We start from the raw sequence: 14644 nt of genomic DNA, 5'->3' as shown, positions 1-14644 counted from the left end.
GGCTGTCACACTCCTTGCATTTCGAGCAGCGGCGCGTCCGGGGCAAGGTCCGCGCCGGGACGGTTCACGTAGTCGTGCAGGCGCTGCGTGAGGTGCAGCGCGTCCTCCTCGTCGGCGGCGAGCCGGGTGGCCACCTGGCTGCCGCGCACCGCGGTCACCGGAATGCCCGCGTACTCACCGGGGGTCAGCCCGTTGCGCCGCTGGAACTCCGGCAGGTCGACGAATCCGCCGGTGACGGCGACCAGCGGGCCCGACGTCAGACGGACGACATCGATGTTGGCGCCGTGGAAGACGGTGTACGCCTGGTCGGCCAGCTCCTCCGTCGCGTACCGCAGGGCCGCCGAACGCTGGTTCAGTACGACCGCGGCCACCGAGGAACCCGCGGTGCCGATCACCGAACCGCGCGGGAACGGCGGCCGGTTGTAGCGGCACACGATCTCGATCCGGTTCCGCTGGGCGAGCCGGACAGCCCTTCGGTGCAGCACCTTCGCGCCGTACAGCGACATCAACGCCGCCGTGTTGTACGACACTTCGCCCAGCAGCCGGGCGCCCGTGATCAGGTGCGGGTCGGAGCTGTAGATGCCGTCGACGTCCGAGTGGATCTCGCAGCTGTGCGCGCCGACCGCCGCCGCGACCGCCACCGCCGACAGGTCCGAGCTGTTCTTGCCCAGCCAGGTCGGCCGGCCCTCCTTGTCGGCGGCCTGGCCTCCCGGCACCACCACGACCTCGTGGTCGCGGACCGCCGTACGCAGCGGCTCCGGGTCGGTGTGCTCCAACCGGGCCCACATGAACGACGAGTCCGTGGTCAGCCCCAGCTGGTGGCCGGCGAGCACCGTGGCGCTGCGGCCCGCCCGGTGCAGCGCCGTGGCGAGCAGCTGTGCGCCCACCGTGTCGGCGAGGGTCAGCAGACCGGCGACGGTCTCGTCCTCCGGGTGCGGGTTGACCTGGCTGAGCCGCTCGCGGAACTGCTCCGTCTCACCGGGCTGGCCGCTCACCACGACGACCAGGCGGCTGCCCTCTTCGTCGATCCGCCGGGCCAGCGCCTCGGCCAGCTGCTGGTACGCGGCCAGGGTGCGGAAGCTGGAGCCGCCGAACTTCAGGACCGCGGGCGGCTGCTGCGTCGGTGGTGCGGCTGTCACAGGGTCCCCCGGGCGATCAGTTCTTCGGCGATCTGGATGGCGTTGAGCGCGGCGCCGATGGTGAGGTTGTCGGCGACCAGCCAGAGCCAGAAGGCGCGCGGGTTGTTCGGGTTCACGCGGACGCGGCCGACGTGCACCCGGTTGGGGTCGTCGATGGTCGTGGGCGTGGGGAACTCGCGCGGCGACTCACGGTCGTGCACCGTCACCTCGGGCAGCGCCGCCAGCACCTCGACGAGTTCGGCGCGGTCGACCACGCCCTGCGCCTCGATCCACACGGTCTCCGAGTGGCCGTTGACCACCGGCACCCGCACACAGGTGGTGGTGACGTCCAGATGGGGTATGCCGAGGATCTTGCGGGACTCCTGGAGCATCTTCTGCTCCTCCAGCGTGAAGCCGGTGTCCAGGAAACGGTCGATCTTCGGAATGACGTTGAAGGCCAGTGAAGGAGTGAACTCCTTGGCGGGGTACGGCTCCTCGGGGTGCTCCAGGGCGGCCCGGCTCGCCTCCCGCAGTTCCTCGACGCCCGGGTGCCCCAGACCCGACGCGGCCTGGTAGGTGCTGACCACGGCCTGCCGCACACCCCACCGCTCCTCGACCCCCTTCAGGAGCCGTACCAGCGGGATGGTCGAGCAGTTGGGGTTCGCGATCACCCCGGACTTCGGGCGCCGGTCCAGCTCGTGCGCGTTGACCTGCGGTACGACCAGCGGGGTGTCCGGGTCCATGCGGTAGGCGATGGTGTTGTCGATGACGACGGCGCCGGCGGCGGTGGCCTTCGGCACCCACTGCTGGCTCGCCTCGGTGCCCGCGGAGAAGAACGCCAGGTCGACGGTGGAGAAGTCGAACTCGTCCACGGCCTGCACGGGATGGGACACGCCGTCGACGCTCAGCTCGGTGCCTGCCGAACGGGCCGAGGCGACCAGCTGGATGTCGCGGTAGCGCAGACCGCGCTGCTCGATCAGGTCGATGAGCGTGTTGCCGACGGCGCCGGTGGCGCCGACGATGGCGATCCGCGGTGCGGCGGGGTCGGTGACGAGGGTCATCGGGTGCCTCCAGAGTTGATCTGAACCTTGGGCTTGGCGGTCCGTGCGGCGCCGGCGGCAGGGGTGGCGGCCGCTGCCTTGACCGCGCGGCCCTTGAAGGACCAGCCGAGGTTGATGCCGAGGCTGGCGGCGACGATCATCGGGATGCCGAGGGCCTGCAGCAGGCTGACGCTGTGCCCGTACACGGCCCAGTCCATGAGCATCGCCACGGCCGGGTAGACGAACGCCAGGACGGCGATCTTCGGGGTGGGCAGCTTCTGGTACGAGGAGTACATGAGGACGTACATCACGCACGTGTGGATGACGCCCAGACCGACGAGCCAGCCCCAGCCGGCGCCGAGGTCCTTCGTCTCGCTCAGCGTGGTGAAGGGCAGCAGCAGGAAGATGCCGAGCACGAGCTGCACCAGGGCGACCAGATGCGGCTTCACACCGGTGACCCGCTTGGTGATCAGGGTCGAGACGCCGTAGAAGACGGCGGCGAGCAGCGCGTAGCCGAGACCCGCCAGATAGGCGCTGTCCCCGCTGCCCGTCAGGTCGGACGCCGACACCCCGGCGACCAGGATCAGTCCGGCGAAGGCCACTCCGAGCCAGCCGACCTTGCTGGCCGTGATCTTGTCACGGAAGATCAGCGAGCCGAGGAGCATCACGTAGAAGGGCTGCGTGTGGTAGACGACCGTCGCCACGGAGATCGACGTGCCCTCGTACGACTTGAAGAGGAAAGCCCAGTTGAACACGATGAACGCGCCGCCGAGCGCCGCCAGGCCCAGCTTCTTGGCCGTGAAGCCGTGGTTCTTGAAGAAGCCGCGCACCAGGCAGTACAGACCCAGCGCGACGGTGCCGAACAGGCAGCGGAAGAACACCACGTTGAAGGGCGACGCGCCGGATTCGATCACGAAGACGCCCAGGGTGCCCGAGAGCACCATGGCGAGCGTCAGCTCGATCGCTCCCTTCGTCTCCTGGTTCGGTGCCCGAGTGTCGGTACTCATGTGAAGTGCCTTTCTGAGGGGTAGGGGCGGTTGGTCAGTGCAGGGGCACGGCGTAGTGCAGGCCGCCCCTGGTCCACAGCTCGTTGAGTCCGCGCGGCACGGCGAGGCCGGTGGCCGGCCCGAGATTGCGCTCGTAGACGTCCGCGTAGGTGCCGACCGCGTCCAGGACCCGGGCGGCCCAGTCCCGGTCGAGGCCGACGGCCGGCCCGTGCACGCCCGCCGTCTCCGCGGCCTGGGCCAGCGCCTTCTCCCGCTCGCCCACCTCGTCGACCTGGTGCTCGGCGGACACGAGGAGCTGCAGCACCCACCGGCACAGCCGGAACCAGGCCGGGTCGTCGTCGCGTACGGCCGCCGCCATCGGCTCCCGCGAGATGGCCGTGCCGAGGATGCGGTGGGCCGCGGGGTCGTCGAGCGCGGCCCGCTCCCCGGCGAGCGCCACCCGGTCGAGTACGTAGGCCGCGCACGCGCCGGCGGCGTACCCGGCGAGGGTCTCACCCGGCGTGGTGTACGCCACCGGTTCGACCGCCAGTCCCCGACTGCCGTACCAGGAAGCCAGGTTGGCCGCGCTCGTGGTGCCCGCCTGTACGGCCACGCGGCGCCCGGCCAGCTCCTCGGGACGGGTGATCCCGCTGTCCGCACGTACCAGGAAGCCCTCGCCGTCGTAGCAGGTGACTCCCGCGAACAGCACGGGCAGGGAGGCCTCCCGGCCCAGGGTCCAGCTGACATTGCAGACGGTCAGGTCGACCTCGCCGGACGCCAGCCGGCCGAGCCGCTGCGCCGGATCGGTGGGGGCCCACTCGACGGCGTCCGCGCTGCCCAGGGCGGCAGCGGCCACGGCCCGCGCGACATCGGTGTCCAGGCCGCTCCACCGGCCGTCGTCGCCGCGCAGCGAGAGTCCGCGGATGCCGCGGCTGACCGCGGCCCGGAGAACACCGCGCTCGCGCACGGCGTCCAATGTGGGTGTGCTCATGACACGCTCCTAGAAGGGGTGAACCGGGGTACGCCCGGCGTCACGACAGGCTCCGGGGCCGCTGGGGGGTGTACTGCAGTCCCCTGAGATGCCCGTGGGTCAGTTGCTCGCGGTCGAAGCGGCGCTCGTTGAAGCCGAGCATCGTCAGCAGCCCCTTCGCGCTGACCGGCCGGCGGGCGCCGCCGTGCGCCACCCGCAGGGGCATCCGTCCGGGCTCCGCCCAGCGCAGCATGCCGCCCCCGTCCACATACGCCCGCGACCTGTTGGCGTTGTCCTGGTGCAGGCAGTACGGCACGTCCAGATGACCCCGCGAGAAGGCCCGGACCAGCGACTCACCGACGGTCGGCGCCAGCTCCAGGGTGCTGTCGATCAGCAGCCTGGCCTCTTCGTAGATGCCCGTGTCCGTGGCCTCGACGTCCGGTACCCGGCCCGCCTCGTCCCGTGCGATGGCGTCGGCGAACTCCAGGGCGTCCACGTTCTCGGCGATCGTGGGAATCCGGTGCGCCTCCGCCGGGGTCTTCACGATCAGCCGCTCGCTGCCGCTGCGCACCGCGAGGCGGACGCTCTCCTCCAGGATCCGGTACGAACCCACGGGTGTACGCGGGAACACCCCCATGAACGTGTAGAGCACCACGTGCCAGTCGGCCTGCGGCAGGCGCTCGCCCGCGAGCCGGCGCAGGGCCGCGATCGCCTCCAGATCCTGCCCCGGGTGGGTCTGCTGCGCATAGCTCAGGGAGATGTCGCTCAGTCCGTGCTCGCGGAAGAACAGCGCCTCCAGCACGCTCAGCGCGACCAGCAGACTCGGCGGGCACAACTGCCCGAGCATGCAGCCGCCGAAGCTCTCCAGATGCATCGGCACCGGCTGCGCGGCGATCAGCTCACAGCACTGGGCCCAGGCCTTCACCGCCTCGCTGATCGGCGCTCGGCTGTAGGGCAGGCAGTACGAGACGGGACCGCCCTCGGTCGCGTCCACGCCGGCCGCCACCATCGCCTGGAACAGCGGGTACGGCAGCGCGGAGCCGTGCCTGACCTGGACCGGGAAGTCGTCCCCCGACACCGCGTCCAGCAACTGCCGGGTGGTCCCGGGTCCGTGCGCCACCAGCGGAAAGCCGTTCAGCTCCGCGCCGGTGCGCAGGGCCGCCCGCGCCGATTCGTGGTCATTGACCCGGGTGTAGCTGTCCAGGGTGATCGTGCCGACCGAGGTGGCGTCGGCGGCCCGTACCCCGAGCAGCCCTTCGCGCATCGTGGCGATATCCGCGAAACCCATCCGCGGCTGGACGACGAGACGCCCCTGCGCATGCGCTTCCCGAATATGGCGGGAGAACCGGCCCAGCGGCCCCGTCCCGGCCACGGGCATTTCGTTCGTTCGCGCCGGTGTGTTCACGCGGCAGCCCCGGAAGTGAGTTCGGTCCGCTCCGCGCTGTCCAGGCTCGCCAGGAATTCCTGGAACCCGTCGATTCCGCCGTCCGCCTCGAATACCGCATCGAATCCGCTGAGCGCGAGCTCCTCGGCGAACACAATGTTCTCGGCGCCGCGCACTCCCAGCTTGCCGCCGATGACGACCCGCAGCTCCGCCAGATCCGGCTCGCTGCGTATGCGGCGGATCAGGCGCAGTCCGTCCAGATGGCCGTGGCCGTTCACCGTACTGATGACCAGGGCGTCCGGCCGGGACCGCCGGCACTCCTCGATGATGAGCTCATCCGGCACGCAGGCACCCAGATTGACGACGTCCGCGCCCTGTTCCTCGAGCAGCAACTGCAGAAAGACCAGGTTCCACATATGGGCGTCGGAAGACACGCTCGACACGACAAAGTTCTTCGCCGGGAGCATGACTTGAGACATAAGAGGTTCTCCTTGCCGCTGAAACTGTGACTCTCCGAGTCTCCGTACCGGGCTGTGGCAGAGTCCAGAAAACCGGTTCGGTATTACAGATGGGGTTTATCGAGTCGATCGATCGATGAGACCGAGGTACGGCCCGGACCGCATACCGCCCCTGCTTTTCGGACACTCCCGCCCATCACGGCTCCTGGTATTCCCGGCTGAGGAATTCGATGACCTGCTCCACGAACACCTGGCGCTCGCGCGACAGCTGCGAGCCCTTGCGCCAGGCGAGCTGGGTGTACAGCGCGAACGGCGGCTCCCAGGCCAGTGGCACCAGCGATCCGGCGGCCAGTTCGTCGGCGACCGTCATCCGCGGCAGCAGGCTGATCCCGAGCCCCGCGCCCACACCCCGCTTGATCGCCTCGATGTTGCCGAACTCCAGGAACGGCACCGGCTCACCGGAGCCGTCGTTCAGCTCCGCCTCCAGCAGCTCCCGGTAGGCGCACCCCGCCTCCGGCGCGAGCACCGACTCCTGGCGCAGCTCGTCCGTCTCCACCTTGGTCTCGTCGGCGAGCCGGTGGCCCGGAGCGGCCACGATGACGAGCGGCTCGGCGCCGAGGACCTCGCTGTGCACACCCGAGTGCTGGGTCTCGGCCTCCATCAGGAAGCCCGCGTCGAACACCCCCTGCCGCAGCGAATGCAGGGTCTCGGCGCACAGGCTGGGCCGCAGCGCGATCTGCAGCCGCGGGTAGCGGTGGTGGAAGTACTCAAGGACGGGCGGCATGCGGTAGGAGGTGATGCTCTCCATCGTGCCGATCGTCAGCACCCCCTCCGGGCGCGCGTCCGGCGATGCCGCACCGCGCGCCTCGTCCGCGAGGGACAGCATCTGGGCCGCGTACGGCAGCAGCCGCGTACCCGCCGGAGTGAGCTTGACCTTGCCCGCGACCCGCTCGAACAGCTCGCTGCCGAGGGACACTTCGAGGGCCTTGATCTGCGCGGTCACGCTGGACTGCGCGTAGTTGAGTTCGGCCGCGGCCCGGGTGAAGCTCCCCAGCGTGGCCACACGGTGAAAGGTCCGGAGTTGCCGGATGTCCATTGGTCTCTCCCGGAGGGATGCGGACGGAAATCGATCCACGGTGGTCGAGACATCGAGCCTGCCGACCCTGCCCGGGCGGCGGAAGCAGATCCCGCTGGCACACAGTGCCCACGGCAGAGATGTGCCGGGGGACGGGAGCCGCGAGGACGTCGTCGAGCGCGGGCCGCCCCGGGCGGTGGTTGGGGGGCTGGGTGGTGTGTGCGGGGTTAGGGGGAGGTCGGTTGCGGGCTGGGTGGTGCGGCTGGGGCCGGGCGGAGGTCGGTTGCGGGCCGGGCGGTGTGCGCCGGGGCCGGGCGCAGGTCGGTGCGGGCCGGGTGGTGCGAGCGGTGTCACCCGTGAGGATGTCGTCTCCGGGCGGCCGCCCGGGAGCCCGGCCCCCGCTGTTCGCTTCCGCCCCACGTTTGTCAGTGCCGGGCCGTAGGGTTGGTCACGCTATGACGAAGCCCCCACTCTCCGAGCTCCTGCACGCCGCCGTCACCGCTGTCGGCGGGACGGAGCGCCCCGGCCAGGTGACCATGGCCGAATCGGTCGCCGAGGCGATCGACGACGGATCCCACCTGCTGGTCCAGGCCGGCACCGGCACCGGAAAGTCGCTCGGCTATCTCGTGCCGGCGCTCGCGCACGGGGAACGGGTGGTCGTCGCCACGGCCACCCTGGCGCTGCAGCGCCAGCTCGTGGAGCGCGACCTGCCCCGCACGGTCGACGCCCTGCACCCGCTGCTGCGCCGCCGCCCGGAGTTCGCGATGCTCAAGGGCCGGTCGAACTACCTCTGCCTGCACCGTCTGCACGAGGGCGTGCCGCAGGACGAGGAGGACGGCCTCTTCGACCAGTTCGAGGCCGCCGCGCCCACCAGCAAGCTCGGCCAGGACCTCCTGCGGCTGCGCGACTGGTCGGACGAGACCGAGACCGGCGACCGGGACGATCTCACCCCGGGTGTGTCGGACCGCGCCTGGGCGCAGGTGTCGGTGTCGTCGCGGGAGTGCCTGGGCGCGTCGAAGTGCGCGTACGGCGCCGAGTGCTTCGCCGAGATGGCCCGCGAGCGTGCCAAGCTCGCCGACGTCGTGGTCACGAACCACGCACTGCTCGCCATCGACGCCATCGAGGGCGCGCCGGTGCTGCCGCAGCACGAGGTGCTGATCGTGGACGAGGCCCACGAACTCGTCTCCAGGGTCACCGGCGTCGCGACCGGTGAACTCACGCCCGGCCAGGTCAACCGGGCGGTGCGCCGCGCCGCCAAGCTCGTCGACGAGAAGGCCGCCGACCAGCTGCAGACCGCCGCGGAGGGCTTCGAGCGGCTGATGGAGCTGGCCCTGCCGGGCCGCCTGGAGGAGATCCCGGAAGACCTCGGCTACGCCCTCATGGCGCTGCGGGACGCCGCCCGCACGGTCATCACCGCGCTCGGCTCGACCCGCGACAAGTCGGTGCAGGACGAGGACGCGGTGCGCAAGCAGGCGCTCGCCTCGGTGGAGACGGTCCACGACGTGGCCGAGCGGGTCCTGAACGGCTCGGAGTGGGACGTCGTCTGGTACGAGCGGCACGACCGCTTCGGCGCGTCCCTGCGGATCGCTCCCATGTCCGTCTCGGGCCTGCTCAGGGAGAAGCTCTTCGCCGACCGCGCCGTCGTCCTCACCTCCGCGACCCTCAAGCTGGGCGGCGACTTCAACGGGGTCGGTGCCTCGCTGGGACTCGGCCCGGAGGGCGTGGAGGGCGAGGATCTGCCGCAGTGGAAGGGGGTGGATGTCGGTTCGCCGTTCGACTACCGCAGACAGGGCATCCTGTACGTCGCCAAGCACCTCGCACGCCCCGCGCGTGACGGCGAGCGCACCGACATGCTCGACGAGCTGACCGAGCTCATCCAGGCGGCCGGCGGACGCACGCTCGGGCTGTTCTCGTCCATGCGGGCCGCACAGCTCGCGGCGGAGGAGCTGCGCTCCCGGATCCCCGAGTTCCCGATCCTGCTCCAGGGCGAGGAGACCCTCGGTGAACTGATCAAGAACTTCGCGGCCGACCCGAAGACGTGCCTGTTCGGCACGCTGTCCCTGTGGCAGGGCGTCGATGTCCCCGGGCCCAGCTGCCAGCTCGTCGTCATGGACAAGATTCCGTTCCCGCGTCCCGACGATCCCCTGATGAGTGCCCGGCAGAAGGCGGTGGAGGACGCGGGCGGCAACGGTTTCATGGCGGTGGCCGCCACGCACGCGGCCCTGCTGATGGCCCAGGGCGCCGGGCGGCTCGTCCGCGCGTCGGGGGACCGGGGTGTGGTCGCCGTACTGGACCAGCGACTGGCCACCGCACGGTACGGCGGCTATCTCAAGGCGTCACTGCCGGACTTCTGGTACACGACGGACCGTAACCAGGTGCGCAAGTCGCTCGCCGCGATCGATGCGGCGGCCAAGGCGGCGGAAGCGGAGTACGCGGAGGCGAAGTGATCGCGGGGTGGCGTGACCGGTGCCGGTCAGGCCACCCCGCCACGGGGAAGCGCCCAGGAGCACCCCGGAAGGCCGACGCGGGTAGCACCCCGGTGCTGGGCGCTGAGGACCTCTGGATGCAGCGGGGCCCCGGAACCGGCGCAGGGGTTCCGGGGCCCGGTCAGGGAGCGAGCGGCCGTGCGGCCCGCCCGCCGCGGGCGTCACACGCGCCGCAGCACCGCGACGACCTTGCCGAGGATGGTCGCGTCGTCGCCCGGGATGGGCTCGTAGGCCGCGTTGTGCGGGAGGAGCCAGACGTGGCCGTCCTCGCGCTTGAAGCGCTTGACGGTGGCTTCGCCGTCGAGCATGGCCGCCACGATGTCGCCGTTCTCGGCGACCGGCTGACGGCGCACGGTGACCCAGTCACCGTCGCAGATCGCGGCCTCGATCATGGAGTCGCCGACGACCTTGAGGACGAACAGTTCACCGTCGCCGACGAGCTGGCGGGGGAGAGGGAAGACGTCCTCGACGGACTCCTCCGCGAGGATGGGGCCACCGGCGGCGATACGGCCGACCAGGGGGACGTAGGACGCGGCGGGCTTGCCGGCGGTGTCCGTGGGCTGGACGCTCACGGCCTGGTCGGAGCCGCGCACCTCGTAGGCGCGGGGCCGGTGCGGGTCACGGCGCAGGAAGCCCTTGCGCTCCAGCGCCATGAGCTGATGTGCGACCGACGAGGTGCTGGAGAGGCCGACGGCCTGGCCGATCTCCCGCATCGACGGCGGGTATCCGCGCCGCTGGACGGAGTCACGGATGACTTCGATCACGCGGCGCTGCCGATCGGTGAGTCCGGAGCTGTCCGCCCGGATTCCCGGAGGTCGGCCCGGCAGGGAGCGCTTGTGCCCCTCGGGATTCGTGGCTTCGTTCATCACGTGTACCGGCTCGACTCGGCCCTGGGAGCGGTCCTGGGCGGTGATGGTGGCACTGTCTGCGGTGGTGGTCACGTCGGCCCCTCTCGATGGTCTCCCTGCTGCACAACGGTAGTTGCTTTCGAAAGGTTGCGCCAAACACACGTTCGAGTGAAAAAGTGCGATTCACCTGACGCGATCGCGTGTCTGGGTGTATTGCTGACGCGCTGCCTGGCGGGCAAAAGCGCCCATTGTTGTACTCTTCACCGCCGGGATTGCCGACCTCGTGAGCCGCCACCCCAGTCTGCCATCCGGAACCCGGCCGTCCGGGCTTCGGGTCCCTGGTGTGCCGGAGTGCCACGCGTCCTCCGCGCGGCGCCCACGGTATCCCCGTAAGCGCCACAGTGATACGGCTCCGCGTCCGCGTGTCCCTGTCGTCACCTGTGTGCGCGCATGTCCGCTGTCCTCTGCGGCGACACGCGAGCCTGCCTCGGCGTATGAGTCAATCCCCACATGTAGTGGTTGGATGGCTACGGCAGCCCACAAATTGTGGTCCCCCGGGTCTGAAGTGGCTCCGCGATCCCCTATGCTTAGGGCTGCTTCGCGGGGCCCATGAGACCCGGTGAGGTTGTTGAGTCTGCTGTGAGGAGGGTTGGAGATCATGCACTGCCCCTTCTGCAGGCACCCCGACAGCCGCGTGGTCGACAGTCGTACGACCGACGACGGCACGTCGATCCGCAGGCGCCGTCAGTGCCCCGACTGCTCCCGTCGTTTCACGACCGTGGAGACGTGCTCGCTCATGGTGATCAAGCGGTCGGGGGTCACGGAGCCCTTCAGTCGTGCCAAGGTCATCAACGGCGTGCGCAAGGCATGCCAGGGACGGCCTGTCACCGAGGACGCACTCGCCCAGCTCGGCCAGCGGGTCGAGGAGGCGGTGCGGGCCACCGGAAGCGCCGAGCTGACCACCCACGACGTGGGGCTGGCCATACTCGGCCCGTTGCAGGAACTCGACCTCGTCGCCTATCTGCGATTCGCCTCCGTCTACCGGGCGTTCGACTCGCTCGAGGACTTCGAGGCCGCCATCGCGGAGCTGAGGGAGGCGACGGGAGGCCCCGCCGCGGACGAGGATGACGCGGCAGCGGGGAGCCAGGAAGACGATCGCGGGCCCGGCGGGACCACTCGGGTTCCCGTGCCCGCCCACGCCGCCGACTGACCGGAGGGCCGGACACCGGGCGGAGCCCCGGGTTCCGGCCGGAAGGCGGCGACCGAAGACCTGTTGCGGGTGGCGGCTGAGGGTGCCCGCAACACAAGACAGAACACCGTGCCACGGGAACAAACGGGGCACTTCAGGGCGTTTTTGCCCGTACAGGGAGGCGGCATGACAGAGACGGCGAGCGGTCCGGCACGAGGTTCCCGAGCCAAGGGCGCCAAGGCCACCAAGGGGCTGCGTGTCGAGCGCATCCACACCACCCCCGGCGTACACCCGTACGACGAGGTGTCGTGGGAGCGCCGTGACGTCGTCATGACCAACTGGCGCGACGGCTCGGTCAACTTCGAGCAGCGTGGCGTCGAGTTCCCCGACTTCTGGTCGGTGAACGCGGTCAACATCGTCACCAGCAAGTACTTCCGTGGTGCCGTCGGCACCCCGCAGCGCGAGACCAGCCTCAAGCAGCTGATCGACCGCATCGTGAAGACGTACCGGAAGGCCGGTGAGGACCACAAGTACTTCGCCTCCCCCGCCGACGCGGAGATCTTCGAGCACGAGCTGGCGTACGCCCTCCTGCACCAGATCTTCAGCTTCAACAGCCCCGTCTGGTTCAACGTGGGCACGTCGCAGCCCCAGCAGGTCTCCGCCTGCTTCATCCTGTCCGTCGACGACTCCATGGAGTCGATCCTCGACTGGTACAAGGAAGAGGGCATGATCTTCAAGGGCGGCTCCGGCGCCGGCCTGAACCTCTCCCGCATCCGCTCCTCCAAGGAGCTGCTGTCCTCCGGCGGCAACGCCTCCGGCCCGGTCTCCTTCATGCGCGGCGCCGACGCCTCCGCCGGCACCATCAAGTCCGGTGGTGCCACCCGCCGCGCCGCCAAGATGGTCGTGCTCGACGTCGACCACCCCGACATCGAGGACTTCATCGAGACCAAGGTCAAGGAAGAGGAGAAGATCCGCGTCCTGCGCGACGCGGGCTTCGACATGGACCTGGGCGGCGACGACATCACCTCCGTCCAGTACCAGAACGCCAACAACTCGGTCCGTGTGAACGACGAGTTCATGAAGGCGGTCGAGGCGGGCGGCCGGTTCGGCCTGCGCGCCAGGATGACCGGTGAGGTCATCGAGGAGGTCGACGCCAAGGCGCTCTTCCGCAAGATCGCCGAGGCCGCCTGGGCCTGCGCCGACCCGGGCATCCAGTACGACGACACCATCAACAACTGGCACACCTGCCCCGAGTCCGGCCGGATCACCGCGTCGAACCCGTGCAGCGAGTACATGCACCTGGACAACACGTCCTGCAACCTGGCCTCGCTGAACCTGATGAAGTTCCTGAAGGACGACGGCAAGGGCAACCAGTCCTTCGAGACCGAGCGCTTCCAGAAGGTCGTCGAGCTGGTCATCACCGCGATGGACATCTCGATCTGCTTCGCGGACTTCCCGACCCAGAAGATCGGCGAGAACACCCGCGCCTTCCGCCAGCTCGGCATCGGCTACGCCAACCTCGGCGCCCTGCTGATGGCCACCGGCCACGCCTACGACTCCGACGGCGGCCGCGCCCTCGCCGGCGCCATCACCTCCCTGATGACCGGTACGGCCTACCGCCGCTCCGCCGAGCTGGCCGCGGTCGTCGGCACCTACGACGGCTACGCCCGCAACGCCGATGCCCACAACCGCGTCATGAAGCAGCACGCGGACGCCAACGGCACGGCCGTCCGCATGGACGACCTGGACACCCCGGTGTGGGCCGCCGCCACGGAGGCCTGGCAGGACGTCGTCCGTCTCGGTGAGAAGAACGGTTTCCGTAACTCCCAGGCGTCCGTCCTCGCCCCGACCGGCACCATCGGTCTGGCGATGTCCTGCGACACCACCGGCGTCGAGCCCGACCTCGCCCTGGTGAAGTTCAAGAAGCTGGTCGGCGGCGGCTCGATGCAGATCGTCAACGGCACCGTCCCGCAGGCCCTGCGCCGCCTGGGCTACCAGGAGGAGCAGATCGAGGCGATCGTCGCCCACATCGCCGAGCACGGCAATGTGATCGACGCCCCCGGCCTCAAGCCCGAGCACTACGAGGTCTTCGACTGCGCCATGGGCGAGCGCGCCATCTCCCCGATGGGCCACGTCCGCATGATGGCCGCGATCCAGCCGTGGATCTCCGGCGCCATTTCCAAGACGGTCAACATGCCGGAGACGGCGACCGTCGAGGAGGTCGAGGAGATCTACTTCGAGGCCTGGAAGCTGGGCGTCAAGGCGCTCGCGATCTACCGCGACAACTGCAAGGTCGGCCAGCCGCTCTCCGCCAAGACCAAGGAGAAGGAGAAGACCGAGGTCACGGAGAAGGCCGAGGCGGCCATCCGCGAGACGGTCGAGAAGGTCATCGAGTACCGCCCGGTCCGCAAGCGTCTGCCCAAGGGCCGCCCGGGGATCACCACGTCCTTCACGGTCGGCGGTGCCGAGGGCTACATGACCGCCAACTCCTACCCGGACGACGGTCTCGGCGAGGTCTTCCTGAAGATGTCCAAGCAGGGCTCCACGCTCGCGGGCATGATGGATGCCTTCTCCATCGCCGTCTCGGTCGGCCTCCAGTACGGCGTGCCGCTGGAGACGTACGTCTCGAAGTTCACCAACATGCGCTTCGAGCCGGCCGGCATGACCGACGACCCGGACGTGCGGATGGCGCAGTCGATCGTCGACTACATCTTCCGTCGCCTGGCGCTGGACTTCCTGCCCTTCGAGACCCGCTCCGCGCTCGGCATCCACTCCGCCGAGGAGCGTCAGCGGCACCTGGAGACCGGTTCCTACGAGCCGGCCGACGACGAGGTCGACGTCGAGGGCCTGGCCCAGTCCGCGCCGCGCGCCCAGGAACTGAAGGCGGTCGCCACGCCGAAGGCCGAGGTCGAGACGGCCAAGTCCGCCCCGAAGCAGGCCCACACCAGCGCCGAGCTGGTGGAGATGCAGCTGGGCATCCAGGCCGACGCCCCGCTGTGCTTCTCCTGCGGTACGAAGATGCAGCGGGCCGGTTCCTGCTACATCTGCGAGGGCTGCGGCTCGACCAGCGGCTGCAGCTGATGACGCGCA

Annotated in this window: 11 protein-coding genes; 3 read left to right on the top strand and 8 right to left on the bottom strand. The window is 69.8% G+C overall.

Translation table 11 applies throughout. The features are described from left to right. Nucleotides 1-5: 5 nt before the first annotated feature. The 7 genes from ACIGXP_RS27070 to ACIGXP_RS27040 form a co-directional block, all read right to left on the bottom strand. Nucleotides 6-1139, bottom strand: a complete 1134-nt coding sequence (locus ACIGXP_RS27070; protein ID WP_363217023.1) for an aspartate kinase — start codon at nt 1137-1139, stop codon at nt 6-8. Beyond that, a complete protein-coding gene (locus tag ACIGXP_RS27065; protein WP_363217022.1) occupies nt 1136-2179 on the bottom strand; it encodes an aspartate-semialdehyde dehydrogenase in 1044 nt (347 codons plus the stop codon). The genes ACIGXP_RS27070 and ACIGXP_RS27065 overlap by 4 nt, the downstream gene beginning before the upstream one ends. Further along, nucleotides 2176-3165, bottom strand: a complete 990-nt coding sequence (locus ACIGXP_RS27060; RefSeq protein WP_399772458.1) for a DMT family transporter — start codon at nt 3163-3165, stop codon at nt 2176-2178. Before ACIGXP_RS27060 ends, ACIGXP_RS27065 begins: the two co-directional genes overlap by 4 nt. A gap of 34 nt (nt 3166-3199) precedes the next feature. After that, nucleotides 3200-4135 carry a transporter substrate-binding domain-containing protein gene (locus ACIGXP_RS27055; RefSeq protein WP_399772455.1) on the bottom strand — a complete coding sequence of 312 codons (936 nt, stop codon included), beginning with the start codon at nt 4133-4135 and terminating at the stop codon, nt 3200-3202. Nucleotides 4136-4175: 40 nt separating this feature from the next. Then, the gene (locus ACIGXP_RS27050; RefSeq protein WP_399772453.1) at nt 4176-5402 is read right to left on the bottom strand and encodes a methylaspartate mutase; all 1227 of its coding nucleotides are present in this window, start codon (nt 5400-5402) and stop codon (nt 4176-4178) included. A 113-nt stretch (nt 5403-5515) separates the two neighbouring features. Then, nucleotides 5516-5977 (bottom strand): cobalamin B12-binding domain-containing protein, encoded by a 462-nt coding sequence (locus ACIGXP_RS27045; protein WP_399772451.1) that lies wholly within the window; start codon nt 5975-5977, stop codon nt 5516-5518. Nucleotides 5978-6152: 175 nt separating this feature from the next. After that, entirely contained in the window at nt 6153-7052 is a 900-nt protein-coding gene (locus ACIGXP_RS27040; protein WP_363217016.1) for a LysR family transcriptional regulator, read from the bottom strand. 434 nt (nt 7053-7486) lie between these two features. Between ACIGXP_RS27040 and ACIGXP_RS27035 the strand changes: the two genes are divergently transcribed. Further along, entirely contained in the window at nt 7487-9478 is a 1992-nt protein-coding gene (locus ACIGXP_RS27035) for an ATP-dependent DNA helicase (RefSeq protein ID WP_399772448.1), read from the top strand. Between the two features lie 200 nt (nt 9479-9678). On the opposite strand, the gene lexA is transcribed toward ACIGXP_RS27035, so the two are convergent. Further along, on the bottom strand, nt 9679-10458 hold the full coding sequence (lexA, locus tag ACIGXP_RS27030; RefSeq protein ID WP_023546157.1) for a transcriptional repressor LexA: 780 nt from the start codon (nt 10456-10458) through the stop codon (nt 9679-9681). A gap of 565 nt (nt 10459-11023) precedes the next feature. Between lexA and nrdR the strand changes: the two genes are divergently transcribed. Then, nucleotides 11024-11575: a transcriptional regulator NrdR gene (nrdR, locus tag ACIGXP_RS27025; RefSeq protein ID WP_363217013.1), complete on the top strand. Its 552-nt coding sequence runs from the start codon at nt 11024-11026 to the stop codon at nt 11573-11575. Nucleotides 11576-11740: 165 nt separating this feature from the next. Further along, nucleotides 11741-14635 (top strand): vitamin B12-dependent ribonucleotide reductase, encoded by a 2895-nt coding sequence (locus tag ACIGXP_RS27020; RefSeq protein WP_399772444.1) that lies wholly within the window; start codon nt 11741-11743, stop codon nt 14633-14635. Nucleotides 14636-14644 lie beyond the last annotated feature (9 nt).

Source organism: Streptomyces sp. NPDC053069 (genome assembly GCF_044546895.1).
Taxonomy (GTDB): Bacteria; Actinomycetota; Actinomycetes; order Streptomycetales; family Streptomycetaceae; genus Streptomyces.
Note: the sequence above shows the minus strand (reverse complement) of the source record. Positions and strands in the feature narration are given on the sequence as shown.

Excerpts from the sequence above, each read along its gene's own strand:
- ACIGXP_RS27065 (WP_363217022.1), bottom strand. The coding sequence starts at position 2,179 with ATGACCCTCGTCACCGACCCCGCCGCACCGCGGATCGCCATCGTCGGC.
- ACIGXP_RS27060 (WP_399772458.1), bottom strand. The coding sequence starts at position 3,165 with ATGAGTACCGACACTCGGGCACCGAACCAGGAGACGAAGGGAGCGATC.
- ACIGXP_RS27055 (WP_399772455.1), bottom strand. The coding sequence starts at position 4,135 with ATGAGCACACCCACATTGGACGCCGTGCGCGAGCGCGGTGTTCTCCGG.
- ACIGXP_RS27050 (WP_399772453.1), bottom strand. The coding sequence starts at position 5,402 with ATGGGTTTCGCGGATATCGCCACGATGCGCGAAGGGCTGCTCGGGGTA.
- ACIGXP_RS27045 (WP_399772451.1), bottom strand. The coding sequence starts at position 5,977 with ATGTCTCAAGTCATGCTCCCGGCGAAGAACTTTGTCGTGTCGAGCGTG.
- ACIGXP_RS27040 (WP_363217016.1), bottom strand. The coding sequence starts at position 7,052 with ATGGACATCCGGCAACTCCGGACCTTTCACCGTGTGGCCACGCTGGGG.
- ACIGXP_RS27035 (WP_399772448.1), top strand. The coding sequence starts at position 7,487 with ATGACGAAGCCCCCACTCTCCGAGCTCCTGCACGCCGCCGTCACCGCT.
- nrdR (WP_363217013.1), top strand. The coding sequence starts at position 11,024 with ATGCACTGCCCCTTCTGCAGGCACCCCGACAGCCGCGTGGTCGACAGT.
- ACIGXP_RS27020 (WP_399772444.1), top strand. The coding sequence starts at position 11,741 with ATGACAGAGACGGCGAGCGGTCCGGCACGAGGTTCCCGAGCCAAGGGC.